At 54.9% G+C, this 24,273-nt stretch carries 22 protein-coding genes and 1 tRNA gene; 18 read left to right on the top strand and 5 right to left on the bottom strand.

The annotated features are described in order from the left end of the window. Window positions 1-11 precede the first annotated feature (11 nt). The 8 genes from HMPREF2958_RS00405 (at window position 12) to HMPREF2958_RS00370 (ending at window position 10,095) form a co-directional block, all read left to right on the top strand. Window positions 12-716, top strand: a complete 705-nt coding sequence (locus tag HMPREF2958_RS00405; protein ID WP_070450782.1) for a nucleoside triphosphate pyrophosphohydrolase — start codon at window positions 12-14, stop codon at window positions 714-716. Between the two features lie 463 nt (window positions 717-1,179). Next, entirely contained in the window at window positions 1,180-2,463 is a 1,284-nt protein-coding gene (gene eno / locus HMPREF2958_RS00400; protein ID WP_070695799.1) for a phosphopyruvate hydratase, read from the top strand. A 325-nt stretch (window positions 2,464-2,788) separates the two neighbouring features. Continuing rightward, the gene (locus HMPREF2958_RS11090; RefSeq protein WP_246827960.1) at window positions 2,789-3,715 is read left to right on the top strand and encodes an FtsB family cell division protein; all 927 of its coding nucleotides are present in this window, start codon (window positions 2,789-2,791) and stop codon (window positions 3,713-3,715) included. 72 nt (window positions 3,716-3,787) lie between these two features. Further along, window positions 3,788-4,375, top strand: a complete 588-nt coding sequence (locus HMPREF2958_RS00390) for a DUF501 domain-containing protein (protein WP_070695798.1) — start codon at window positions 3,788-3,790, stop codon at window positions 4,373-4,375. A 142-nt stretch (window positions 4,376-4,517) separates the two neighbouring features. Next, window positions 4,518-5,474 carry a Ppx/GppA phosphatase family protein gene (locus HMPREF2958_RS00385; protein WP_070695797.1) on the top strand — a complete coding sequence of 319 codons (957 nt, stop codon included), beginning with the start codon at window positions 4,518-4,520 and terminating at the stop codon, window positions 5,472-5,474. A 40-nt stretch (window positions 5,475-5,514) separates the two neighbouring features. Continuing rightward, entirely contained in the window at window positions 5,515-8,115 is a 2,601-nt protein-coding gene (locus HMPREF2958_RS00380; RefSeq protein ID WP_070695796.1) for a S8 family serine peptidase, read from the top strand. A 453-nt stretch (window positions 8,116-8,568) separates the two neighbouring features. Further along, window positions 8,569-9,951 (top strand): NAD(P)/FAD-dependent oxidoreductase, encoded by a 1,383-nt coding sequence (locus HMPREF2958_RS00375; protein WP_048751316.1) that lies wholly within the window; start codon window positions 8,569-8,571, stop codon window positions 9,949-9,951. A 70-nt stretch (window positions 9,952-10,021) separates the two neighbouring features. Next, window positions 10,022-10,095: transfer RNA gene (locus HMPREF2958_RS00370), tRNA-Leu, on the top strand. Between the two features lie 213 nt (window positions 10,096-10,308). Here HMPREF2958_RS00370 and HMPREF2958_RS00365 read toward each other — a convergent pair. After that, window positions 10,309-10,731 carry a DoxX family protein gene (locus tag HMPREF2958_RS00365; RefSeq protein WP_070695857.1) on the bottom strand — a complete coding sequence of 141 codons (423 nt, stop codon included), beginning with the start codon at window positions 10,729-10,731 and terminating at the stop codon, window positions 10,309-10,311. Between the two features lie 233 nt (window positions 10,732-10,964). Then, complete coding sequence (locus HMPREF2958_RS00360; protein WP_371441423.1) at window positions 10,965-12,101, bottom strand: GmrSD restriction endonuclease domain-containing protein; 1,137 nt, start codon at window positions 12,099-12,101, stop codon at window positions 10,965-10,967. Between the two features lie 299 nt (window positions 12,102-12,400). On the opposite strand from HMPREF2958_RS00360, the gene HMPREF2958_RS00355 reads away from it, so the two are divergent. Beyond that, on the top strand, window positions 12,401-13,303 hold the full coding sequence (locus HMPREF2958_RS00355; protein WP_070695795.1) for a Cof-type HAD-IIB family hydrolase: 903 nt from the start codon (window positions 12,401-12,403) through the stop codon (window positions 13,301-13,303). 22 nt (window positions 13,304-13,325) lie between these two features. Here the strand turns inward: HMPREF2958_RS00355 and HMPREF2958_RS00350 are convergent, their stop codons facing one another. After that, the gene (locus tag HMPREF2958_RS00350; protein ID WP_070695794.1) at window positions 13,326-13,934 is read right to left on the bottom strand and encodes a TetR/AcrR family transcriptional regulator; all 609 of its coding nucleotides are present in this window, start codon (window positions 13,932-13,934) and stop codon (window positions 13,326-13,328) included. A 101-nt stretch (window positions 13,935-14,035) separates the two neighbouring features. Here HMPREF2958_RS00350 and HMPREF2958_RS00345 point away from each other — a divergent pair, with 101 nt between their 5' ends. The 4 genes from HMPREF2958_RS00345 (at window position 14,036) to ilvA (ending at window position 19,292) form a co-directional block, all read left to right on the top strand. Continuing rightward, entirely contained in the window at window positions 14,036-15,253 is a 1,218-nt protein-coding gene (locus HMPREF2958_RS00345; protein ID WP_070695793.1) for an MFS transporter, read from the top strand. Between the two features lie 193 nt (window positions 15,254-15,446). Next, window positions 15,447-16,415, top strand: coding sequence for a Bax inhibitor-1/YccA family protein (locus HMPREF2958_RS00340; protein ID WP_070695792.1), 969 nt, complete (start codon window positions 15,447-15,449; stop codon window positions 16,413-16,415). Between the two features lie 148 nt (window positions 16,416-16,563). Beyond that, entirely contained in the window at window positions 16,564-17,910 is a 1,347-nt protein-coding gene (locus tag HMPREF2958_RS00335; RefSeq protein WP_070695791.1) for an AI-2E family transporter, read from the top strand. Between the two features lie 128 nt (window positions 17,911-18,038). Continuing rightward, complete coding sequence (gene ilvA, locus HMPREF2958_RS00330) at window positions 18,039-19,292, top strand: threonine ammonia-lyase (protein WP_013398582.1); 1,254 nt, start codon at window positions 18,039-18,041, stop codon at window positions 19,290-19,292. Window positions 19,293-19,386: 94 nt separating this feature from the next. On the opposite strand, the gene greA is transcribed toward ilvA, so the two are convergent. After that, entirely contained in the window at window positions 19,387-19,884 is a 498-nt protein-coding gene (gene greA / locus HMPREF2958_RS00325) for a transcription elongation factor GreA (RefSeq protein ID WP_004006080.1), read from the bottom strand. Window positions 19,885-20,053: 169 nt separating this feature from the next. After that, complete coding sequence (locus HMPREF2958_RS00320; RefSeq protein WP_070695790.1) at window positions 20,054-20,515, bottom strand: DUF4307 domain-containing protein; 462 nt, start codon at window positions 20,513-20,515, stop codon at window positions 20,054-20,056. A 197-nt stretch (window positions 20,516-20,712) separates the two neighbouring features. On the opposite strand from HMPREF2958_RS00320, the gene mca reads away from it, so the two are divergent. From mca to HMPREF2958_RS00295, 5 genes are all read left to right on the top strand, one after another. Continuing rightward, on the top strand, window positions 20,713-21,675 hold the full coding sequence (gene mca / locus HMPREF2958_RS00315; protein ID WP_037231844.1) for a mycothiol conjugate amidase Mca: 963 nt from the start codon (window positions 20,713-20,715) through the stop codon (window positions 21,673-21,675). Window positions 21,676-21,891: 216 nt separating this feature from the next. After that, window positions 21,892-22,197 carry a hypothetical protein gene (locus HMPREF2958_RS00310; RefSeq protein WP_246827959.1) on the top strand — a complete coding sequence of 102 codons (306 nt, stop codon included), beginning with the start codon at window positions 21,892-21,894 and terminating at the stop codon, window positions 22,195-22,197. Beyond that, window positions 22,184-23,002 (top strand): polyprenyl diphosphate synthase, encoded by an 819-nt coding sequence (gene uppS / locus HMPREF2958_RS00305; RefSeq protein WP_070695788.1) that lies wholly within the window; start codon window positions 22,184-22,186, stop codon window positions 23,000-23,002. The genes HMPREF2958_RS00310 and uppS overlap by 14 nt, the downstream gene beginning before the upstream one ends. Before the next feature lie 6 nt (window positions 23,003-23,008). Beyond that, entirely contained in the window at window positions 23,009-23,542 is a 534-nt protein-coding gene (locus HMPREF2958_RS00300) for a prepilin peptidase (protein WP_048778521.1), read from the top strand. Between the two features lie 41 nt (window positions 23,543-23,583). Further along, window positions 23,584-24,105 carry an NUDIX hydrolase gene (locus HMPREF2958_RS00295; RefSeq protein ID WP_070695787.1) on the top strand — a complete coding sequence of 174 codons (522 nt, stop codon included), beginning with the start codon at window positions 23,584-23,586 and terminating at the stop codon, window positions 24,103-24,105. The last annotated feature ends 168 nt before the right edge of the window (window positions 24,106-24,273 follow it).

Raw genomic sequence — 24,273 nt, 5'->3', positions numbered from 1 at the left:
GAAGCCCGCCCGTGAATGAAGATAGAGTTTCTGAGAAAACGGTAGCTGAGGTTGCCGCACGCGCTGGGAAAGCCTTTGAGCGTCTGGTGCAGACGATGGCAACCCTGCGCGCCCCCGGCGGGTGCCCCTGGGATGCCGAACAGACTCATCAGTCCCTCATTCGATACCTCATTGAGGAATCCTATGAGGTCGTGGAAGCTGTCGAGGCACCCGAGGGTACAAACCTGCAGCTTCTACGCGAAGAGTTGGGCGATGTTCTGCTTCAGGTTCTCTTCCACGCCGATATTGCGGCGGCAGAACCGGGCGGCTTTACGATCGAGCAGGTGATCGAGGGTCTGGACGCAAAGCTTCACGATCGGCACCCGAATGTTTTCAGTGATTCTTCGGACGAGTCTCGGATGACCGCCGCCGAACAGCAGGTTTTCTGGGATGAGCTTAAGAAGACGGAGAAATCCGATCGAGGTCCGCTTGACGGCATTCCGCCTCATCTTCCTGCACTGGCCCTAGCGGAGAAGACGATTGCTAAGGCTCGCAAGGCCGACATTGTGCTTCCGCCGGAGCCTACCTCCTTGGATGATGATCTTCCTTTTACCTATAGTGAGGAAGAATTCGGTGAGCTACTTTTTTCGCTTGTGTGCCGCGCGCGTCAGAATGGGCTGGATGCGGAACGTGCCCTGCGTACTTACACCCGTAAGTTTATTGAGTACAACCAATAGCCTCGTGGCCGCGTAGGCTGAAGAGTATTTATCAGGCACCTTTAGATGCGACAGTCTTTTTGCATCTAAAGGTGCCTGTTTTATGCCCTGAAGTAGAGCTCCACTGGTTACATTCGTGGGTGGGGCATAAAGCACTACACATCTATCTGTGTTGCGCGATGTAGAAACTGGCTCTAAAGATGTTCAATCGTTTTAGTAGAGTGTGATAAGGAACTTTGTCGTTATCGGTTGGGGTTCGAATTGGTGCCTGCGGTGCGAGGATATGCCGCGCCCACAGGGGGAATGATTTTTGAGAGGCGAGTTTACAAGGGACTAAAGGTGTTGGATACCCTCAGGAATCGCAAAAAATCCCGTGGTAACTAGTGTGTTTGTGTGGGAGTTTTGGTAAAATTTAGGGCAACGGGACTCGCCCAACATCACAGGAGCGAGCCGTCATATCCTGTACTCTCTAAGGAGCAATTTCATGGCTGTTATTACCGCAGTTCACGCCCGTCAGATTTTGGATTCCCGCGGCAACCCGACCGTTGAGGTTGAGGTTCTGCTCGAAGATGGTGCTTTCGCACGTGCCGCTGTGCCTTCGGGCGCATCCACCGGCGAGTGGGAGGCAGTCGAGCGTCGCGATGGCGACAAGTCCGTATACCTAGGCAAAGGCGTTCTGGGCGCCGTCAAATCTGTTATTGAAGAGATTTCGGAAGAAATTATCGGTATCGACGCCGCTGATCAGCGTACTGTTGATGCAACCATGATTGCTCTGGACGGCACCAACAACAAGGGTAAACTCGGCGCTAACGCAATTCTGGGTGTTTCTCTCGCCGTTGCTAAGGCTGCCGCAGAGTCCGCAGACCTTCCCCTCTACAAGTATCTGGGTGGTCCCAACGCCCACGTGCTTCCCGTTCCCATGATGAACATCCTCAACGGTGGTTCTCACGCAGACTCCAACGTTGATATTCAGGAGTTCATGATTGCTCCCATCGGTTTCGAGAACTACTCGGATGCTCTGCGCGCTGGTGTTGAGGTTTACCACTCGCTCAAGTCCGTGCTGCACGACCGTGGCCTTTCCACCGGTCTGGGCGATGAGGGCGGCTTCGCACCGAACCTTGAATCCAACGCTGCGGCTCTCGACCTCATTATTGAGGCAATCGAGAAGGCTGGTTACAAGCCCGGCGAGCAGGTTGCTCTCGCACTGGATGTGGCATCATCCGAGTTCTATAACGACGGTGCCTACGACTTCGAGGGTCAGAAGAAGTCCGCCGAAGAGATGAGCGCATACTACGCTGATCTTGTGGCGAAGTACCCGCTGGTTTCCATTGAGGATCCGCTAGACGAGAACGACTGGGCAGGCTACAAGACCCTGACCGAGCAGATTGGTGACAAGGTTCAGATTGTCGGTGACGACCTATTCGTGACCAACCCCGATCGCCTTGAGAAGGGCATTAACGAGGGTGCGGCAAACGCTCTGTTGGTGAAGGTCAACCAGATCGGTTCGCTCACCGAGACCCTGGATGCTATGGAACTGGCACAGCGCAACGAATACCGCTGCATGGTTTCTCACCGTTCCGGCGAAACCGAGGACGTCACCATTGCCGACCTCGCTGTGGCGACTAACGCGGGTCAGATCAAGACCGGTGCACCCGCACGTTCCGAGCGCGTGGCAAAGTACAACCAGCTGCTGCGCATTGAGGAAGAACTGGGCGATGCCGCTGTTTACGCCGGCAAGTCAGCATTCCCCCGCTTCAAGAAGGCGTAACGCGGTAGTATACGGACAGCTAGAACCGTATACATCATAATCTGGTGCTCTCGACTGGTACATGACCTGCGAGAGCACCAGATTTTTTTATCTCCTACTTTTCTTCGTAGACTCTCTCTATAAGGGTGCATACGACGATGGCGCGCTTTATGGTTCTTGAACATGTATCCCTCCGAATCTAACAGCTCAGTTTTCCCTGGGGGTTAGGGGAATGCACCCGCAAGAGTTCGGGTATATCACTTTTTCGGGGGATAACTCCGTCTGAACGTTTACGGTAGCTTAGAATGGTAACCAGAGATTTAGGGGCAGGGAAGGAAAGCACTACATGATGGCTCAGCGCGACGGACGTGAACGACGCAAAAGCCCGGCGGGGCAGGAACTACGTCGAGGTCGCACATCACGTGGCAGCCAGTCCGCCGCCGCGCGCGAAAGTCTTTCCGATGTTCCAGCATCCGCCCGTAAATCCCGTGCCCGCAAGCAGAAGGCGCATAAACCCGGTTCATCCCGCACGACCAACACCGCGGATAAGCAGGCTCAGCAGAAGCCAACTGCGCGGCGCTCGAAGGCCACCCTGCCGCCCCCGCAGCCAGCGCATCGTGAATCGCACAATCAACAGGTTAAGTCCGCGAGCGTCAAATCTTCTGCATCTGCGGCGAAGGAACCCCACATCACCGCAACCCATCGAACCGTTGAAGACCGCTCGTATTTGCAGCGCCCCGCCTGGATGCGCGCCGCTAACAGCTTCTTCGGTGCCCGTACCCGGGCACATCGCACCGATAGGGAACGCGATGCACGTGAACGCCGCATCCACCGCGAACACGACGACGATGAGAATTATGAGACTCCCGTCGCGGCGCATCGCTTTAGCGGAAAATTTTTGGGAATTCTTATTATGATAGCGGTGCTCCTGCTGGGTACCGCATACCCGCTGACTAACTATGTTGATCAGCAGCGGGAAATTAACACTACCCGCGCCCGCATTGCTGAGCTCAAACAGGAAAACGTGCAGCTTCAAGCCGAGAAAACCTGGTGGCAAGACGACGACTATGTGCGCCAGCAGGCGCGCAGCCGTCTATTCTATGTGGCGCCAGGCGATACCCCGTATACAGTCACCGGTATAGATTCGGATGACGGCCGGGCTGACAGCACCTCTGCCTCCGGGAAAAATGCTCCCGAAGATTCGTGGACGAACAAACTTTGGGGGTCCCTGAACGATGGTAAGACTCCTTCGCCTAAACCTGCTGATAAGTAACGCCGGTACGGCTGTACACGTGAACTGTGCTGTACGATAAAACCTGACGTACCGATTCTTCAAGAAAGATCTATGAGCACTGTAGAAGACCTCAAAAACCGCACCCCGCAGGGTTTCGGCGTTACCGTAGAAACCTTGACGCCCACCGACCAAGATATCCGAGTGCTCTCAGCACAGTTGGGCCGTACCGTGCGGGATGTTATTGAGATTCCCGCACGCTGCGTATGCGGTAACCCGCTCGTTGCCGCTACAGCGCCGAGGCTATCGAACGGGAGTCCGTTCCCAACCGTGTTTTACCTGGCGCATCCGGCGATTACTGCGGCCGCATCCCGCCTGGAAGCGGGGGGCCTCATGTACGAGATGACCGATGCGCTCGCGGACGATACCGAACTTGCGAGCCGGTACACTCTAGCACATGAGAATTACCTAGCCGAGCGTGAGCGTATTCGTCTGATCAGCGGAACCGATGAGGTGCCCGAAATTGAGAATATTTCGGCGGGCGGGATGCCCACGCGCGTCAAATGCCTGCATGCCGTGATTGGTCACACCCTGGCGGTGGGCCGCGGCATTAACCCTATGGGGGATTGGGGTCTGGATGAGATCGCCGATTGGTGGACCCCGCAGGTTTGCGCATGTGCACCGTCATGGCGGGATGCCTAATTTCAGCCATTTTTAAGAACTTTGCCCGTGCCGTTCCCTGTAACCGGTACGGGCACCTAATATGTAAGTAGCTCGACGCATTAATCTGCGGCAGGCTAGATAACCTTAAGAACCTCACGCCTTGCGTGGATTGGAGCCCATTATGCGTGTTGGCGCAATTGACTGCGGTACCAACTCTATCCGTCTTCTGATCGCTGACGCCAGCACCGACACCGTTAACGGTCGCACGGTAACCCGTCTCAACGACGTGGTGCGGCAGATGCGTATCGTCCGCCTGGGGCAGGGGGTTGATGCCACTGGATGGCTTGCTCAAGAGGCCTTGGACCGCACTTTTGAGGCAACGCGGGAATACGCAAAACTTTTGCGTAAACACAAGGTCAAGAAGCTTCGTTTCGTGGCGACGAGTGCCACCCGCGATGCCGGAAACCGTCAGGTTTTTATGGATGGTATTCGTGACATTCTGGGCATTGAGCCCGAGGTGATTACCGGCGACGAAGAGGCGGAACTGTCGTTTGCGGGCGCGGTTCTGGCGGTCGGTGCTGATGAGTCTAAGACTGTAGTTTTTGACCTGGGCGGTGGGTCTACCGAATTCGTGCTTGGGACCGAAGACGGTGTGCAGGCGGCAAGAAGCGTGAATATTGGATGTGTGCGCCTGACCGAACGGCATATGGCATCTGCTCCCGCAACCTCGGATCAGATTCAACGTGTTGAAGCTGACACCGATGCGGCAATCGACACCGTATTGCAGAGCGTTCCCCTTGAAAAGGCTACCCGAGCCGTTGCCGTTGCCGGTACTGCAACCACGATCGCCGCCGCTGCATTGGGGCTAAAGACCTATGATTCCGAGGCTATTAACGGTTCTTCCATCTCTGTAGATACGGTGCAGAAAACGGCAGAGATGCTGCGCTCTATGACCCGCGAGGAGCGCGCCGCACTGGGGTATATGCACCCCGGTCGAGTTGATGTTATTGGCGCCGGCGCTACCATTTACGCCCGTATCATGACTCGTCTGCGTGAGATCACCGAAGGAAACATCGATTCTGTGACGGTGAGCGAACATGACATTCTGGACGGCATAGCACTATCCCAGGTACGTTAAGCATGTACAACTAACACCCAACGACGGTAGGTACACAGGTATGACGCGTTCCAACCACATCGCCATGATGACGCGCACAAGCATACGTCGGGTCGTAGCGCTTCTCGGATGCGGGGCGCTTGCGACTGGCTTAGCCCTGTCCGGAGCTCCTGCATCTGCCGCTCCGACGGCCTCACCAACCCCTATAACGCTCACTCCCGCTGAAGCTGCCGTTCTAGGTAAGGACGACGTTCGTCAGCACGAATATTGGCTTACCGACTACAGGATTGTGGATGCGTGGAAACAATCGACGGGATCGGGCGTGACGGTTGCCGTCATTGACACCGGCGTCGACGGCACCCACCCGGATCTTGTAGATAACGTGCTGGAGGGTTATGACGCTTCTGGCGAGGGATCTCCTAACGGCTGGCAGGGCTTGGGTGTAGAACCCATGCACGGCACCGAAGTAGCATCCCTGATTGCCGGTCACGGTCATAATGTTTCCGGTATTCCTAAGATTGCCGGTCAGCCCGGTAAACCTGCGGGCGTTATCGGTGTGGCACCGGATGCCAAGATCCTGCCTATTTCTCTTAATATGGTTTCGAATGCTGAGAAAAGTATTGATGAGCAGATTCCCGCCGCCGTGCGTTATGCGGTAGATCATGGCGCGCAGGTCATCAATCTTTCTATTGGCTCGAATAAGACGACCTGGCCCAAGAGCTGGGACGATGCTTTTGCCTACGCCGAAGAGAAGGGCGTGGTCGTCGTAGCATCCGCCGGTAACCGTGGCAGCGGTATTACCCAGGTGGGTGCCCCGGCGACTATTCCGGGGGTTCTGACGGTTGGCGGCGTGGACCGTCAGCGTGAGGCTTCCAAGGGCTCTTCGACTCAGGGCATTTCTATTGGTGTGACGGCACCGAGCAACGATATGATTGCTGCCGCGCCGGGGAATAAGTACATGATATGGTCGGGGTCTTCGGCATCTGCTCCGTTGGTTTCTGGCCTTGCGGCGTTGATTAAGTCTAAGTACCCCAATCTGAGTGCGGCTCAGATTATTCAGCGTATTACTGAAAGCGCCGACGACACCGGTGCTGCCGGGCGTGACCCGGTGTACGGGTTTGGCATCATAAATCCGCTGATGGCCTTGGATTCTTCGACTCCGCAGGATGCTACGGAGAATCCGCTAGGGTCACTGAAGGCATGGATTGCAGTGCACCGCCGTCAAGAGGTGCCTGCGCCAACTCCTGCCGATGCTTCGGCCACTCCGGTGCATGAAGAAGGCGAGACTATCGTTAAGGCGAAGATTCCAGAGCCCAGCCGCCCGGTTGAGGATCGCGGATTTTTGCCGTTTATCATTGTGGGGGCTCTCTTTGTCATTTTGGGGCTGCTCACGGTACGCAGCGTTCGTCGTCTGCATCGCCTGCACGTTAATGTGCGCGATGTAGTGCCGCATCCTCATCTGCACGGGCACGGTGAGCGAGAGCAAGCTTCACATTCCAAGCCTTCTGCGGCTTCGGTTGCTGTTCCGGATGCTCCTGCTCCGGTCGCTCCTGCCATTCAGCCGCCCGTTGCCAGCGCGCCCCAGAGCCCCGAACCTGAGACTGCTGTGCCTGATGCGCAGGCACAAACACAGGTTGCACCTGCCTCTGTTCCCTCCCCGGCACCAGATGCCGCAGCCGCAGTGCCGTCAGCACCCTCCGCTTCCGGTCTCCAACCTGGGGCGGATCAGAACTTAGACAAACAGCAGGATGCGGCTGCAACCCAGAAGAGCGCAGCTGCAGCGGGTACCGAGCAGAGCGCCGTGCCCACGCAGCCTCCTGCCATCGTGCAGAACGTTGGCACAACGGAGCACAATGTTGACTCGGCACAGAACGTCGGCGCAGTACAACCTGCGGCATCAGCATCAAGCGTGGCTGAACAGTCAACGGTGGCTACAGGACAGCCATTACCTCAGACGCAGAAACCTGCAGAGTCTCAGCAGACCGACCAGCACAATACGATAACGCAGGTTCCTGCTGTCCCCATGAAGGCGAAGCAACCGACAGATCAGGGGAGTACACCCGAACAAAAACCCGTCGTATCTGAACCTCAGGAATCAGAAGAACCTGCTTTGACTCAGACTGTAGCTCAGAGCGAGGGCGTATCTCGCACCCCGCAGAGTCCCGCCGCCGAGCCGGTTAAGGACTCGACCGTAGGGCAGGAATCCTCCGATCCTGAAGCGTTACAGGTATCGGCAGATACGATCGGGAAAGCTTCGTACCGGCCCGCTCAGAAGAACGGTATGGCAAAGTATCGAACCCATCACTTCGGCAGGGGCTCGTTACCCCCGCATCGGAAACCTCGTCTGCCTCATATTTCCGGGATTAAGCGCCAAGTTCCGGAAACAGGTGTTCCAGATGTTCCTGACGAGGCAGCGAGTTCAGCATCCGTACAGAAGCCTACGGGTCAGGGCGGTCGCCCGGCCTCAGCACCGCGAAAGGTCGCTTCTGCCCAGAAGAAACATAATACTCGCACGCCGCGCAAGAAGACGGCTAACTCGTCGCGCCTTCGTCCGCAGGGTGCCGCTTCGGGGCGTTCCTCAATACCCGCCGCGCCGGAATCTGGTATTCCAGAGCCTTCATCGGCTCACGAACCTGAGCCACGGAATCCTAGCTCCTCCTAGTGATGGTGAAAAGCACGCAGTTAATAAACATTTCCAATAAAAATGTGGAAGAAAACTTCGTGACTCCTAACACCCGGTCTGTGGGTAGAGCAAAGGTTTAAAACACCCTAAGGACGCGCTACATGATGCGGAACGCAACCCTACTGGCGGGGCAAAACCTCGGCGTATAAACGCGAAACGTTATCATCCAAGGGCGGTTTTCCTTACTTCGTATGCCTACATAAATGTGTTTTCTTCGGGATAAACGCGTAAAATAGTGGTATACAACATGCAGGAAAAATAGTGTTTTCGCGTTTGCGGCACCGAACATCGGGGCTTACGGAGAAAGCTTAAGAGTTTCTGTTCGTTCACATGTCCATGTATCCTGCACCCTGGGAAGCGCATGTGGACGTATCATTGAGTGCTCGCGCGCTAAAGCGCAGCGGGTAAACAAAATCTAGGAAGTAGCAATATATGTCGTTTCATAAGGCACAGGATCGTCCCCGTATTCTTATTGTCGGTGGTGGCTACGTAGGCTTTACCGTCGCCAAGAAAATTCAGAAGGCTATCAAACAGACCGGTGGCGTGGTAACCATCGTAGAGCCCAACCCCTATATGACTTACCAGCCGTTCCTGCCCGAAGTCGCTGCGGGTTCGATGGAAGGCCGTAACGCTACCGTTCCGCTCCGCCAGCACCTGCGCGATACCGAGTTGATTCCTGGGCATGTTGTCTCCGTTAACCATGCAGAGCGTACCGCTACGGTTGAACCCATCGACAATGGTGAACCCTTCGAGCTGAAATATGATGAGATCATTCTCGGTGCTGGTGCCGTGACCCGTGCGTTCCCAATCCCCGGTCTTGCCGAAGTTGCTATCGGCATGAAGACTGTCGAAGAAGCCGTCTCCGTGCGTAACTGGGTGCTGGAACGTATTGAGGTTGCATCCGTACTGGATGACCCTGATGCTCGCCGTCGCGCTCTGACCGTCGTCGTCGTAGGCGGCGGTTTCGCCGGTGTTGAGACCATCTCCGAACTGGAAGACATGGCTCGCGAAGCTGTTAATCGTAACGACCGTTTGAGCGTATCCGACCTGCGCTTCGTGATGATCGAAGCTGCACCGCGCATCATGCCGGAGGTTCCAGAAGACCGTGCAGAGAAGGTTGTGGCTGAGCTTCGCGCTCGCGGCATTGAGGTTCTGCTCAATACCTCCCTCTCGGACGCTACCGACGGTCACCTGCAGCTCATCAACATGACAGATAAGTCGCCTGCCGGTGAGATGGATACCGATACTCTCATCTGGACTGCTGGTGTTGCTGCATCGCCGATGCTCAAGAACACTGACTTCCCGATCGACGAGCGCGGTCGCGTTCGCGTGAACGCAGATTTGCGTGTGGCTGGCGATAATGGTGTGGTCGAGGGCGCTTGGGCGGCTGGCGATAATGCTGCCGTTCCCGATCTTTCCGGAGGTGGCGTGGGCGGCTTCTGCGTACCAAACGCACAGCACGCATCTCGCCAGGCTTTGGTTCTCGCCAAGAACATTCTGGCATCACGCCGCGGCGAGCCTCTGACCGACTACTACCACGAAACCATCGGTGTGGTTGCCGGCCTAGGTCTGTGGAAGGGCGTTGCAAACTTCAAGGGCAAGACCCTTGCAGGTCCGCTCGCATGGATTATGCACCGCGGCTACCACGGTTCTGCAATCCCCACGACCGAGCGTACCGTGCGCGTTATGACGACCTGGGCGCTCAACCAGCTCTTTGGCCGTGACACCACGACAATTCGCCACCAACGTTCCCCGCGTCTTGCTTTCCAAGAGGCTACCGGAACAGCACCGGCGAAGACCAAAGCAAAGCTCTAAGCGAGCCTAATAGCGTCGAAACCCGCAAACTAATGCTATTCTTAGTAGTGGTCTTGCGGGTTTAGACTTTGCCCCTATAGCCCAATTGGCAGAGGCAGCGGACTTAAAATCCGTCCAGTGTGGGTTCGAGTCCCACTGGGGGCACACTACACTAGCCCGTCGCATCCAATGTGTATTCGATGCGACGGGCTATTTGTATGCCTTGGGAGACGAATGTGTCTCTATCATGAGAAGCATAGGATTGCCGGGTAGGGGAGAGGCCACAGCATATAAAGAAGGCACCGCCGGCGATGACGGTGCCTTCCGGGTGGGTAGATGAATGAGTGATAGATACGTTCTGGAAGAACGCTCAGGCGGTTAAGCCTTATTGCGACTGAAGAACGAATCTAGTGAGTACTTGCCTCCACCGGTCAGAATGAACATGATGGCTGCCATGCCCAAGACGAAAACGTACTCGAAGCCTGCGCCGGTCTTCTGATTGGTGATGAAGGGATCGTTGATGTGAACAAAAATAAAAGCACCTGCCATAGCGATTGCGATGGCGGCGGCCGCAAAACGGGTTCCTAAACCAAGGATTAAGAGAGCTCCGCCAATAAGCTCGGCGCCAATGGTAAAGTACGCCGAAAGCTCGGGCGCAGGAATACCCATTTTGGCGAACGCTGCACCTTCTGCTGCGGGACCGATCAGGAATGCCTTCTGGAAACCGTGCATGACAAAGGTGAAGCCTAGCGCTACGCGGAAAATTAGGGTGCCAACAGATTTAGTTATTTCATTCTTCATGACTACAAGGTTGTCAGGTAAAGTTTTATCAAGCAAAGGTAAACATCTATAAATCTTTTTTACATAGGTTCTACACAGCTTAAACACAGGTTCGGCGTGATGCTGCACTCTTAAAGAGTCTATATGGGCCTCAAGATGAAGAATTGTGACAGTAAACCCCCGCCCTTACTGCTTGTCAGGGCGGGGGTATGTTTATCTGTAGGGGAGTGCAGACGGAGGTAAGGCTCAGAGACTTAGCGTGACTCGCATGCTATACCGTCACCGTCACGATCAAGATGCTCGGAATATCCCGGTGCACCGCGGTGCATATTACGATACCCCGCAGCACGGGCATCAGCGCAGGTTTGAAATGCCAAAGCCGGGGCGGGGTTCTGTGCGGGAGGTGCATCCACCTGGGGCACAGGAGCGGGGGTATCAGGCGCAGGCTTCGGAGCTGGTGGTGCTTCTGCGGCTCCTGCGCAGGGTGTAAGAACGTTGATCATAGCCTCTTTTTCGGCTGGTTTGACCCACAGGTGGTACTTAGCTTTCACCCGAATCTGACGTGCCACATAAGAGCAGCGGAATGATGCGTTTGCTGGCAGCCAGGTGGCGGCATCCGAATCGCTTTTCTGCTGATTCGCAGGACCATCAACTGCCAGAAGGTTTTCGGGATCATTGGCGAGTTGTAAGCGTTCTTGAGCTGAAATCTCCTGAGCACCCGACTGCCAGGCGTCGGAAAGCGCCACAACGTGGTCGATCTGAACCTGCTCCGAGGTATCTTTCCCACGCATGAAATTAATGACCTTCCCGGTGTAAGGATCGTTAAGAATGCCCGAGATCACCACGCATCCGCGAGAGTTTTTATGCTGTTTTGCAGTGAGATCCCGGTTGAGAATGTCATTGCGGGTATCGCATCCGTTATGGTCGATATCGCTCCAGGCATCTCCGAACTGGGCACGGGAGTACCCGGTCTTAGGGGCGCGGCCTTTAACGGGAAGGGTATTGAGGATGCGCAGGGCCTCACTAGCCTCGTCAGATCCTATAGGCGCCGTTCCTTGAGGCTCAACGGAGCTGGTATCAGGATTGACGATAGTGACGGTTCCGGGGCGAATTTGGGAACCCGGATGAGCCGTCGAAGTATCGGCATTATTCTCTTCGGGTGATTCACCTACCTCGGTCACGGTGGGTGTTTGTTCCGAATCCTGCGCGGAAACCGTGGGTTGCTGTGAGGCCTCCGTGCTTTGTGAAGAAGTAGAAGAGTGTTCGTTCGCTGAGGGGGTGCTGGACGCAGAGACGGTAGACTCAGAAATTGTGATAGTTTCAGAGGAGCATCCGCTCAGCGCAAGTCCTAGGGCTAGAAAAGCGGCGGAAAATCTTGTGCCGAGTTTCAAGGAACGCCCTTGATCTGATGCAGATGACCAAAAAACATGCGCGTCAGAGCGCGATGGCAGTGTTTTTAACATCAATGATTCCTAGAGATTGTATGTGTGCATAGAGTGAATGCTTTTCACAGTATAGAAAGAAAACGCCCGTAAAGGGGGAATTTTGGTGATGTCACACGATTTGTGTATATAAAGAAACTAAAATTAATGGAGAAATGTGCGGAGCAGAACGATATTCTCTCCCGCGTACAGTCAGCTTGTGTTTATAAACGTAGCCTTTGTACATGCCGATTATTAGAGGAACCCCGATGCCCACACAGCAGGAAAACCGCAGCAACAAGCCCGTGCGTATGGTTGCCGTAGACATGGATGGTACTTTCCTGAATGATGATAAGACGTTCGATGTTGAGCGTTTTGAGAGAATCCTAACCCGCTTGTCTCGGCATGGAATTTATTTTGTGGTGGCAAGCGGAAATACCTACACGAAATTATGCCAGTATATGCATGGTTTTGAACATCGAGACATTATTTATATCGCAGAAAATGGTGCCTATGTAGCGGATGATTCCGGGGAACTTGCGGTGCATCATTTTGCTGCCGAGGATCTGCCGCGTGTGTACGAGATACTGAACGGTATGCCTCAGCTTGGGATTGTTGTGTGTACGGCAGAGAGCAGCTTTATACTGGAAAACCGCGAAAAAACGGTTATGAACATTATCCGGGACTATTTTGAGGTGCAGGGTAAGCCATTGCCGCAGAATATCGATCCCTTTGCTTTTGCCAGTATGTTTTATCCCGGAACCGAGCGTATTAACTCCTACGAGCAGGTGCGTGGTGTTCCCATCAAATTTTCTCTGCAAATAACGCATCGGGATCTGCCGGATGCTGCAGCACAGTTACGGCGCACCCTGCCGAAGACGGTAACCCCGCTCGTTAGTGGTTTTGGTGCCATCGACCTGGTGCGTGCTGGTGTGAATAAGGCAACGGGGCTGAAAGATCTGTGTGAGCGTTTGCGGATAACCCCTGCTCAGATAGTGGCCTTCGGTGATAGCGATAACGACCTTGAGATGCTCTCTCTAGCCGGTACTGGTGTGGCAATGGCCCACGCTTCAGACGAGCTCAAGACCGTGTCTCAGCGGGTGATTGGCTCGAATAATGACGGTGCGGTGCTCGACTATTTAGAGAGCATGCTTGACGAATTAGACGGGTAAGCCCCCATACCAATAAAGGAGTTTAGCTCTTATCTGACTTGCAATGTGGGTGCCCTAGCCTCCGTGCTGCCTCCACCACGGCGGCGCGACGTTTGCGGTGCTCCTCTTCGGTGGGCTCGCCGCAGAGCATGCGAGATACCTGCGGCATGGCCGACCACCACCCCACGATAGCGAGAATAAAAAGTACAAGATAGGTGGCGTCTATATCGTCCGTGACGGAACCTGCCTCTTGCCCAGCGCGCACCGCATCCGCTTTGAAGGTGTAGTGGTCGCGCCGGTATTCCTCGTGGGGAACTTCGCCGTCAATCGTAAGGGATTCCCAGCGCAGCAGACGCAATAGATCGGGATGGTCTCGGTGATAGTCGTACATGCGTCCAGCGTAATCGCCAATGTCTTCGGTGGCAAGCGACGTAAGACCGACGACTTCGGCAACTTGGTCTAGTTCTTCGTGCAAAATAGCCTTGAAGAGTTCTTGTTTGTTCCCAAAATAGTTGTAGATACGCTCCTTATTGACCTTTGCCCTCTTAGCGATGCGCTCAACGGTCGTCCCATCGGGGCCGTACGCGGTAAATTCGGTCAGAGCAGCCCCTTTGATCTTTTGTTTCGTACTTTCGGTATCCCAGGCCATCATCTGTAATACTCGCTTTCGACACTTCCAACGTTATGGTTGCAATTTACGTCTTAATGGTACTAGGGTTAATTCCAACGCTTTCGTTGGATTGGAGTTTACTCATGTATCACCATGCAGAGAACACGACAACAAGCACCACTACATCGGCCTCTTCAACCTCCGAAGAATATCCTGCTACACGAACTGCAGTGGTAATTCTGGTATCCACTGCACTGTTCGTCTTAGCACAGTTATACGCTTCCATACCGCTGCTCGCCCCGGTCTCGTCTGCCTTTCGAGCTAACGCAACGTTCGCCCTGTCGCTGTGCTTCAGCCTTGCTTACGCCGTGGGATTTCTTATATGGGGACCGGTTTCGGATCGTTACGGACGAAAAAAGGTTGTGGTTCTCTCCCTGAGCGTGCTTACCCTCACTACCCTTGGATGCGCCTTCGCTCCTACGCTCGGCGTGCTCGCTATTCTTCGGACTTGCCAAGGTATGACTGCCGCTGGATTCGCACCTGTCGCCCTGGCGTATCTCACGGAATCTGTACTGCCTGCCGGGCGAGCACGAGCTATCGGTGCAATGTCCACTGCGTTCTTGGCGGCTGGAATTTTTGGGCAAGTATTCGCCTCTATTATTGCCCTGAGCCTTGGCTGGCGATGGTTCTTCGGGTTGTGCGGTCTTATCTTTATCGGAACCGTTTCTCTGGTTCTGTGTACGATGCTTGAGCGCCCCGGCACTGGACAAACGACATCGTTGTGGAAACAATATGTGACTCTCGGTTCCCTCTGTATCAAGCCTATTTTCCTCTTGTACGGTCTTGCCCACATTACCCTTCTTCTCGTCTTCGTAGCCTTGTATACGGGGCTGGGGCGGCATCTTGAGACCCTAGGCGTTGCGGCATCCGGCATTGTTTGGGTGCGTCTTGCTGCCTTTCCGGCAATGCTGATAAGCCTTTATGCGGGTTCTTATGCGAAAAAATATGGGGTTCTTCGCGTGGCGCAGCTTGGATACGTTTTATCTATTCTTGGGCTGCTGGGTGGGGTACTGTGCGCGCAGGTACTTGCTGGCATCGTCATATGCAGCCTCATCTATGTTGCGGGTGTTGCTTTAGCGATCCCCTCGATGATTACTCTCTACGGCGATGCGGCGGCACCGCATCGTGCCAGCGGCATGGCGCTTAACGGCTTTGTTCTGTTTGTGGGAGCAAGCCTGGGGCCTGTTATCGGCGCGTTACCCTTAGCGTTCACCACTCTCATACTTTTGCTGGTGGGCTTCCTAATTCTGGCTCTGCTTTCACTCGCGGCCGCTTCGCGAATAAACAACCGGCTAGTTTGAGTGAGGTCCGTAATTTTGAGCGCCTGCAGAAGTCTTAAACTGTGGGGGAGTACAGCTTAGGGTGAAAAAGACATGATGGCACCTCAAAATTACCCTGGAATATGAGCTTTTATGGAGGAATAATCCCCGGAATTTCTCAGAATTCGATAGAATATTGAGAAACTCTTTGTAAATCTCACCGAAGGAGAGAATGATGGCGGGTAACCCGTTTATTAATTCAATCGCCAAGCAAAATAGGCAAGGCGATCCCCGTTTCGGGCGTTTTGGTGCGGGTGGTTCCTCGTCGCAGGGTCAGTATCAGGCACAGCCGAACTACTCCAGTGAACCGCAGCAGTACGGTCAGCAGACCTACGGGTATGGTCAGCCGCAGCCGAACCAGTATGCTCAGTACGAGCAGCCTTATGCTCAGCCGCAGCAAGTGAACTATGACCAGTACCAGCAGGCGCAGTACGATCCGTATGCACAGCCCGGCTATGCTCCCGTTGCCGAGGGCGACCGCCTCACCATGAACGATGTGATCATGAAGACCGGTCTGAACCTGGCTCTTGTGGTGCTCGGTGCCGCAGTTTCCTGGTATCTGCCCTACCTCATGTTCGTGGGACTTATCGCAGGTCTGATCCTGGGTATCGTTAACGCCGTCAAACGTAAGGTTTCTCCGGCTCTGGTTATGCTGTACTCCGTGTCCGAAGGCCTGCTTTTGGGCGGTATATCCGGTCTGCTCAATAAGAGCTACCCGGGCATCGCTATTCAGGCTTTGCTGGCAAGCGTGATTGTCGCCGGTCTTACCTTGGCTCTCTTTGCAAACGGTAAGATCCGTGCCACCCCGAAGATGACCAAGATCTTCATGATCGGTATGTTTGCTTACCTGATCTACGGCATTGTTTCCTGGCTTGGTGCGGGTCTGTTTGGTTCGCCCCTGGGCAGCCTGAGCATCCCTGGTACCAGCATTCCGCTGGGTCTGATTGTGGGGCTATTCACCGTTGCTATGGCAACCTACTCACTTCTGCTGGATTTCACCAACACCGCCGAGGCGGTAGAGGCAGGTCTTCCCGAGCGCGAGTCATGGCGTTTGGCATTCGGCCTGACCGCATCGCTGGTCTGGCTATACATTGAGATTCTGCGTATTCTCATGTACATCAACGAAATGGTCAACAGGGACTAACAGCATTGAGGATACGGCGGTACTCACAACCGGTGGGTGCCGCCGATTCTTTGTTTTGAGCCTGCTAGACTTGCGGAATAACTATATGCCGCAGCAACGGCATGGGCGAGAGACGATTTCTATAGCACCGACTTTTCAGGAGATTTGAGTGAGCGAATCCGTAGCCGGACAGAACACCGGCAGTACGCATCAAAACCTAACGGCAGGGGAGAGTGAACAGGATACGCGGGCACAGAAATTGGCCCGTACCGGCGTACCCTACGCTCTTAATACTGCGGCGGCCTGGTCGTGGCGTCTGATCGTAGTGGTCGGTGCCGTGTGGCTTGTATGGCAGGGGCTTTCAAAGGTATCTCTGCTGATTATTTCGGCGATGGTGGCTGCGCTTTTGGCTGCGCTTCTAAGCCCCGCCGTGTACGCTATGCGTAAGCACGGTATTCGTGCTGGTGGCGCGACCGCTATTGCCGAACTCGGCATGATTTTAGGAATTGCCGCTTTACTGGCCCTTACCGGGCAGCAGCTTGTGCGGGGGTTTGTCTCGCTTACCAACAACGCCATTCAAGGGTATCAGCAGCTCGTGGACTGGCTTAAGGGCATGGGGTATGAGCTGGGCGCTGATCAGCTTAACCAGATTCTTAATCAGATAGAACAGGCGGTGAGCAATAACCCCTCAACCGTTTTGCGGAGCGTATCAGAGGTTGGTTCTACCGCTGCAGAGTTTGCCACCGGCGTGCTTATTACTCTTTTTACCCTCGTCTTCTTCCTGATGGAGGGAGAGCGCATCTGGCTGTTTATCGTCAAGCTCTTCCCGAAGCAGGCACGTGATGCGGTGAACGGTGCTGGTCGTGCAGGGTGGAAGTCCTTGGGCGCTTATGTGCGGGTACAGATCTTGGTAGCCGCTATTGACGCTGTGGGCATTGGTGTTGGCGCCGCCATTTTGGGGGTTCCGCTGGCGATTCCGCTGGGCGTTCTGGTTTTCTTAGGGTCTTTTATCCCGGTTATTGGCGCCCTTATTTCTGGGGCGGTCGCTGTCCTGCTGGCACTGGTAGCTTTGGGGCCGGTTCAGGCGCTCATTATGATCGGCATTGTGCTGTTGGTACAGCAGCTCGAATCGCATATTCTGCAGCCGCTCATCATGGGTAAAGCGGTCTCGCTGCATCCGCTCGCCGTGATTTTTGCGGTGGCAGGCGGATCCATGATTTTCGGTGCAGCGGGTGCACTATTTGCGGTTCCCGTGCTCGCCGTCGTGAACTCGGTTGTGCGCTACTTGGCTGCACGGCAGTGGGAGGATGATCCGGAGCTGCGCCGTGAAGAGTTCCTCTTCCCGCATGAGGTTGAGCGCCGTAAGAAATCAAAAAAGCGTGAAGAAAAAGCACAGAAGGTTGTTGCGCAGGCGCGGGAAGCGATTCGTGGTGAAGACGATTCCGAAGGCACCGCACCTGAGCCTAGCTCTGCACAGGCGACTAAAACCGTCTCGCCTTCCAAGGACGATACGTAATTGTGCAGTTCCCCTCCAGAAAAGCCCGCGTGAGATGAACAACGTGGGCTTTTCTGTTCTGTATTAGGCTTCTTCATCGCCTAAAATAGAGGGCAGAAGCTGATGAGAGCGTACAGAACGGATCCGATGTGAACGCACCCCTAACCGATCTACCCGTAACCCTGGAGAATATCGAGACAGCAGCGTCGCTCCTCGACGGGGTTATCGAGCGAACCCCTGTGGCGCATTCTCGTGCCCTGAGCCTCAAACTGGGGTCGGAAGTTTTCTTCAAATGTGAGAATTTGCAGCGTGCGGGCTCCTTCAAAGTGCGTGGCGCCTATGTGCGCATGGCAAAACTCAGCGATGCAGAAAAGAAGCGCGGCGTGGTGGCCGCATCTGCGGGTAACCATGCACAGGGGGTTGCTCTCGCAGCGGCGAAACTGGGTATCAAGGCGCGTATTTACATGCCCCTAGGTGCAGCCCTTCCGAAGGTGACCGCAACCCGCGACCACGGCGCCGAGGTCGAACTGCACGGTACGACCGTGGACGAGGCGCTGGCTGAAGCAAAACGCTATGCCGAAGAGACCGGCGCGGTGTTTGTGCATCCCTTCGATAACGAAGATATTATTGCGGGTCAGGGAACGATCGGATTAGAAATCCTGGAACAGGTGCCTGAGGTCGATACCATCATTGTGGGCGTTGGCGGAGGTGGCCTGCTTGCTGGTCTTTCGGCGGCGGTCCGTGCGAAGGAAGAACAGCTGGGTAAAAAGATCCGCATCATTGGTGTGCAGGCTGAGCATGCGGCGGCATATCCGCTTTCCTTGGCTGCGGATGCGCTTGTCCCGTTGAAGAAGGTCTCGACGATTGCAGATGGCATTGCGGTGGGACGCCCCGGTCAGCTGCCGTTTTCCATTATCAAGAAGCTTGTCGACGATGTAGCGACGGTGAGTGAAGACGATATCGCCAGGGCCCTTATCTTCTTGATGGAACGCAATAAGCTGGTGGTTGAACCCGCCGGATCGGTTCCGGTGGCGGCGCTCATGAACGGCAAACTCAAGGAAACATACGGCGATCTGGGAACTGTCGTATGTGTGCTCTCGGGCGGCAATATTGACCCGATGCTCATGCTGAAGGTGATTCAGCGTGGTCTTTCGGCAGCGGGTCGGTATATGACGATTAAGATGATGCTCTCAGACCGTCCGGGTGAGCTGGCGACGATCTCGCGCATCATTTCGGAGAATGACGCGAATGTTACCGGCGTGGATCACACGCGCGTAGGCGGTTCCCTGTCGATGGGCGATGTCTCCATTACGATTGATATGGAAACCAAAGGCGTGGAACACTGCCGTCAGGTTATCTCGGCCTTGGAGGAAGAAGGCTTCAAACCCATCGTGGTGTACTAATTTTTGAGAGGTCATCTGGCATAAAACCACAGGATATAAAGGTGGGGTTCGGTCATATAACCGAACCCCACCGTGCGTTTAAAGCTTCGTGATTCTAGCCTTGGAAAGGCTTGACTGAAACAATCTTCGCGGTCAATTCCTTGCCGTTGGGAGCAAGATAGGTGACTTCATCGCCTTCTTTGGCCCCCAGAATCGCCGCACCCATCGGAGACTTTTCCGAGAAGACCTTCAAATCAGAGTTGGCGGGCAGAGTCTCCTCAATTTCGCGAGAGCCCAGCAGGAACTTCATGGAACGGGAAGCTACTTCGGCCTCAATAACCATGCCGAGGGCAACCACACCGTCATCGCTGGGGGCGTCTCCGACCTGGGCGTTTTCCAGAAGATGCTTGAGCTGGTTGATGCGAGCTTCGTTTTTACCCTGCTCATCGCGTGCCGCATGGTATCCGCCGTTCTCACGCAAGTCTCCCTCGTCGCGAGCGGCGGCGATGCGGTCAACGATTTCTTGACGATACGGACCTGAGAGATATTCAAGCTCCTGAGTCAGCCGATCGTATGCGTCCTGAGTGAGCCATGCGCCGTTGCTTTCAGCCATGCTTCTCCTTTGGTTATGCTCCGGTATAAAACCGGCGCGTTGGTCTGGGGGTTCTCCCCTGGAAAGTATCACCCTATTCTAGGGCAGAAAGTACACATGCCCTAAATATCTGAGTGTTAGGGCGTGTATCATTTCGCTGAGCGCTCACCGAATCGTGGGTGTGATACGGCTATTTAAGCCGACAGGAATCCACGGTAACCGTGGTTGCCTCCGAAAGTATGCGCAGGTTCGCGCTGTGTTGTGTGACTCGGGTGTTGCCCTGCTCTGCGCTGTTAGGACCAATTTCGACGTCGGCCCATCCCACCGCAACACGGGAAGAATTAAGCGCCTTAAGCGAACAAACCGCGGTGTCTTGTGGGTTTTTAGAGAGTTCGAAACGTCCCTGCGCCTCGTCATTGCTGATGAGGGTAAACCCGGTATCGCGTGCACTCGGGCGGGATTGAGAATCCATCTGTATCCACACCACAAAAGCGCCCGCCACAACCGTAACACAGGCAGCAAGAAGCACCCACATTCGCGTGGAGAGGGCACGCTGCCGAACAGGTTTAGCGCCGTAGCGCTGCGCTAGGGTATCGGCATGAGAACCGGTAGCTGCCGTTTCGCTCGCCTGTGCGTGTGAAGGATCTGTCATAGTTCTCTTCTCATGGTGTCTAGTGGACGATGCGGTACAGAAGATGGTCTGCACCACGATACTTTACACCGTCATAATGCTTCATTTAGGGTGGTTTTCTTGCGCTATTTCTGTATGATTACACTTTTAGGAGATGGTCTTAATCTCTACCATTTTAAACCCCACAGTATAAGCCCTTTGTCATCATAAGGATTAACGTGAGCGACGCGCTAGAAAAAATCAAAGCAATTCTGCCTGAACATCCCGCAGTGCAGGATCTTAAACCTCTTGATGAGGAATACGCAGGGCTGCGTATCCTAGCCGTTCACGCTCACCCGGACGACGAATCCTCTAAAGGTTCCGCGACCGCTGCCGCTTATACCTCCCGCGGCGCCCGCTATATGGTTGCCACCATGACAGGCGGTGAACGCGGGGACATCCTTAACGAAGAAATTCGTAACGCTCCCAGAGCACACCGTGACCTGCCCGGATTACGCCGCACCGAAATGGCCCGTGCTGCTGAGATTTTAGGCATCGAACATCGGTGGATAGGGTTCATGGACTCCGGTCTGCCCGAAGGCGACCCTCTTCCCCCACTTTCTTTCGGCAGCTTCGGTACACTGCCTCTCGAACAGGCCGCCGCACCGTTGGTAAGACTCGTACGCGAGTACAGGCCTCATATTATTCTCAGCTATGACGAGGTGGGAGGATACCCGCACCCCGACCACATCATGACTCATAAGGTTGCCGTCGAGGCCTACGAAAAGGCTGGTGACCCTGAAGCATACGTGGGGGAAGGCGAGCCCTGGAAACCCCTAAAGCTTTACTATGATCGTGCCTTCAACCCCGAACGCACCGTCGCCCTGCACGAGTACCTGCTCGATCAGCGGGGCGAGAGCGTCTTTGAAGGTTTCATCGAACATATGGCGCACCGTTTCAATGATGCCCAAGACGGCACCAGGCACGAAACCACCACGCGAATTCTCTGCAGTGACTACTTCATCCATCGCGATCAGGCGCTTTTATCGCACTCCTCACAGGTGGATCCGCAAGGTATTTTCTTTGCGATCTCTACCGATGAGCAGAAGCATATTTGGCCTTGGGAAGACTATACACTTATCGACTCGCGGGTGCCGGTAACCCTGCCGGAACATTCCCTAAGTGACGGTATATTTTTCTAGCCTATAGCCTCCGTAAGCGATCATGCGGTGCCCCTTGGCGATGCAGAGGCTTGTGGGCCTTGAGTACTGTGAACATAGCTAAACTCTTGGCGCATTCCCAGCTGAAACATGAACCTCAGGCGGGAATATACAAGATGTCACGCGGTAGAATGAAGACTTAGACAATCACACATGACCGGCTTACCGCTAGAAACCGGAATGTTCAGAAGGATAGTCATGAGCCACCTCATTCTTGATACGCTCGCCACAGTCCCCGACCTTGTGGCATTTGCCGCTCACGGTGTTGCGCTCGCAGCAGATAACACCCCAGCCGCCAACCCCGATGGGTCTGTTGCAGGTTCGCCCGGTATTGGCGGTTTCTTTGCAACTGCGGCGCTATCCCTCCTCGTCATTATTCTTGGCATCGACATGACCCGGCGTACTCGCCGTCTGCGGTACCGTGCACAATATGCAGCCGCTCAAGAGGCCGAGCAAGCCCAGCAGGATACAGAGTCCGAGGACGATCAGCATGACGCCCGCTGATACTCTGGCGCTGCCCGTTATTACCGTGCATGGGGTTCCCTCTGAACCGGGAACCTCCCCGGAGCCGAGCGTCTATGAACGCTCTATGGCAACTTCTTTAACCCCGCAGATGCTTCCTACACACATCGGTGTGCTGGTGGACGGCAACCGGCGTTGGGCCGCACAGCGGGGGCTGAGCACCCGTGAGGGGCACGCGGCAGGAGCCGAGCGCATCATTGACTTTCTGGGCTGGTGCGCCGATTTGGGCATACCTCAGGTCACGTTATATATGCTCTCAACCGAAAATCTCAAGCGACCCGCCGATGAACTTACCGGGCTTATTGCCGTTATCGACGAATTTCTGCAGCGGCTGCATACCGCGCAACAGGGGCCCGTGCACGCGGTTGGTAATGTTTCCCTTATTCCCCACGAGCTTCGCAACACCCTGGAGCGGGTTATAGCAGAGACCGCGCCCCTGCCGGGGGTGCGCGTGAATATCGCGGTTGGCTATGGCGGACGCCAAGAAATTGTGGATGCGGTGCGTGAACTTATTCTTGACGCCGAGGTTCAGGGCCGCTCGATGCGTGATTTGGCAGATACCCTGAACATCGAGGATATTTCGCGTCGCTTGTACACCCGCGATATGCCCGATCCTGACTTGCTGATTCGTACCTCTGGTGAGCAGCGCCTTTCGGGTTTTCTGACCTGGCAAAGCGCCTACTCGGAATTCTATTTCTGCCAGGCTCTCTGGCCTGATTTTACGCGGGTAGATTTCTTGCGTGCCCTGCGGGATTATGCGGGTCGCACCCGCCGCTTTGGATCTTAGCCACTCATGCTTCAAGAACTCTCGAAACTCTTTACACAGGGAGTATCCGGCTGGATCGCCGGTATTCTGCTGATTCTTTACCTGCTGTACGCAGCCGGGTGCACGGTAAAACTGTGGGGCTGGGATCTGCGGAAACACAGGCTACCGAACCGCATCGTATTCCCCTTCGTGTTTGCCACCCACACCGCTTTGCCGGTCGTTGCTGCTCTGAGCGGACAGTGGGGAACTATCCTGCGTGTATGGGGGAGTGGTCTTGTACTTTGGGCCTTCTACGTCCTGATGAGAATGCTCTCCTTCGGGGCGCTGGGCCGAGGGGACGTGAAACTTGCTCTCGCGCTGGGTGGACTCATCGGCTACTTCTCGTGGGCTAACCTGTTATGGGCGACGTTGGTGACCTTTGTTGTGGGCGGATTATGCGCCGTGGTTTTGGTACTGAGCAGGTCCGTTACACGGCGCACCCGCATAGCCTTCGGACCGTTTATGCTGATAGGAATGATGGCGGCGGTTCTGGTGCCAAGCTACTCATTCCTATCGTTCTAAGGGTCTCTGACCAAAACCACTGATCGACGAAAGGAGCTTTGATGCCTACCCCCGAGTACATCGTGAATTTACGCAAGAAAATTGGTCACGAGTATTTATGGCTTTCAGGCGCTACCGCAGTGATCCGTCGCGATGAGGATGGCAAGGTACTGCTGGTTAAACGCAGCGATAACGGTCGGTGGACTCCCGTGACGGGTATTGTCGATCCTGGCGAGAACCCGGCGCTTACCTGCATACGTGAAGCCTATGAGGAGGCTGGCGTGCGTATTGAGGTTCTAGAGCTTGCTCAGGTCAAGGCTGACCCCGCGATGCGCTTTAGCAATGGGGACCGTTGCCAGTTTTTAGATCACACGTTTTTGTGCCGGTGGATATCCGGGCAGGCACGGGTGAATGACGAAGAATCTTCACAGGTGCGATGGGTGGATGTGACGGATCCTCAGGAGCGTTCTATGCTCTCTGAGCGAATGTTCGACCGCATTGATGCGGCGCTGAACTATGACGGACATTGCCGTTTTGACTATGTATTTCACGCTCCCAAAGATGGACCTGAATCCTCTCGGTAACCCTCAATACTCCCTCTAATACACCCTTAAGCCGATAGCCGCGCGCCCGCATAATATCTGTTTGCTATGCGTTGGAGACCGTTTGTACTCCCAAGATCGTATCTGAGTATTTTTCTCGTACTTACCGTTGTTCATATCTGAGAAAAATAAAAATGGGGGTTTTGTGCA

The sequence above is a fragment of the Rothia sp. HMSC036D11 genome (assembly GCF_001814205.1).
In the GTDB taxonomy this organism is placed as follows: domain Bacteria; phylum Actinomycetota; class Actinomycetes; order Actinomycetales; family Micrococcaceae; genus Rothia; species Rothia dentocariosa.
The sequence above is the reverse complement of the archived record's forward strand: the minus strand, read 5'-3'. Positions and strand labels throughout refer to the sequence as shown.

Coding starts and splice junctions, on each gene's coding strand:
- eno (WP_070695799.1), top strand. CDS start 1,180: ATGGCTGTTATTACCGCAGTTCACGCCCGTCAGATTTTGGATTCCCGC.
- HMPREF2958_RS11090 (WP_246827960.1), top strand. CDS start 2,789: ATGATGGCTCAGCGCGACGGACGTGAACGACGCAAAAGCCCGGCGGGG.
- HMPREF2958_RS00390 (WP_070695798.1), top strand. CDS start 3,788: ATGAGCACTGTAGAAGACCTCAAAAACCGCACCCCGCAGGGTTTCGGC.
- HMPREF2958_RS00385 (WP_070695797.1), top strand. CDS start 4,518: ATGCGTGTTGGCGCAATTGACTGCGGTACCAACTCTATCCGTCTTCTG.
- HMPREF2958_RS00380 (WP_070695796.1), top strand. CDS start 5,515: ATGACGCGTTCCAACCACATCGCCATGATGACGCGCACAAGCATACGT.
- HMPREF2958_RS00375 (WP_048751316.1), top strand. CDS start 8,569: ATGTCGTTTCATAAGGCACAGGATCGTCCCCGTATTCTTATTGTCGGT.
- HMPREF2958_RS00365 (WP_070695857.1), bottom strand. CDS start 10,731: ATGAAGAATGAAATAACTAAATCTGTTGGCACCCTAATTTTCCGCGTA.
- HMPREF2958_RS00355 (WP_070695795.1), top strand. CDS start 12,401: ATGCCCACACAGCAGGAAAACCGCAGCAACAAGCCCGTGCGTATGGTT.
- HMPREF2958_RS00350 (WP_070695794.1), bottom strand. CDS start 13,934: ATGATGGCCTGGGATACCGAAAGTACGAAACAAAAGATCAAAGGGGCT.
- HMPREF2958_RS00345 (WP_070695793.1), top strand. CDS start 14,036: ATGTATCACCATGCAGAGAACACGACAACAAGCACCACTACATCGGCC.
- HMPREF2958_RS00340 (WP_070695792.1), top strand. CDS start 15,447: ATGGCGGGTAACCCGTTTATTAATTCAATCGCCAAGCAAAATAGGCAA.
- greA (WP_004006080.1), bottom strand. CDS start 19,884: ATGGCTGAAAGCAACGGCGCATGGCTCACTCAGGACGCATACGATCGG.
- HMPREF2958_RS00320 (WP_070695790.1), bottom strand. CDS start 20,515: ATGACAGATCCTTCACACGCACAGGCGAGCGAAACGGCAGCTACCGGT.
- HMPREF2958_RS00310 (WP_246827959.1), top strand. CDS start 21,892: ATGAGCCACCTCATTCTTGATACGCTCGCCACAGTCCCCGACCTTGTG.
- uppS (WP_070695788.1), top strand. CDS start 22,184: ATGACGCCCGCTGATACTCTGGCGCTGCCCGTTATTACCGTGCATGGG.
- HMPREF2958_RS00300 (WP_048778521.1), top strand. CDS start 23,009: ATGCTTCAAGAACTCTCGAAACTCTTTACACAGGGAGTATCCGGCTGG.
- HMPREF2958_RS00295 (WP_070695787.1), top strand. CDS start 23,584: ATGCCTACCCCCGAGTACATCGTGAATTTACGCAAGAAAATTGGTCAC.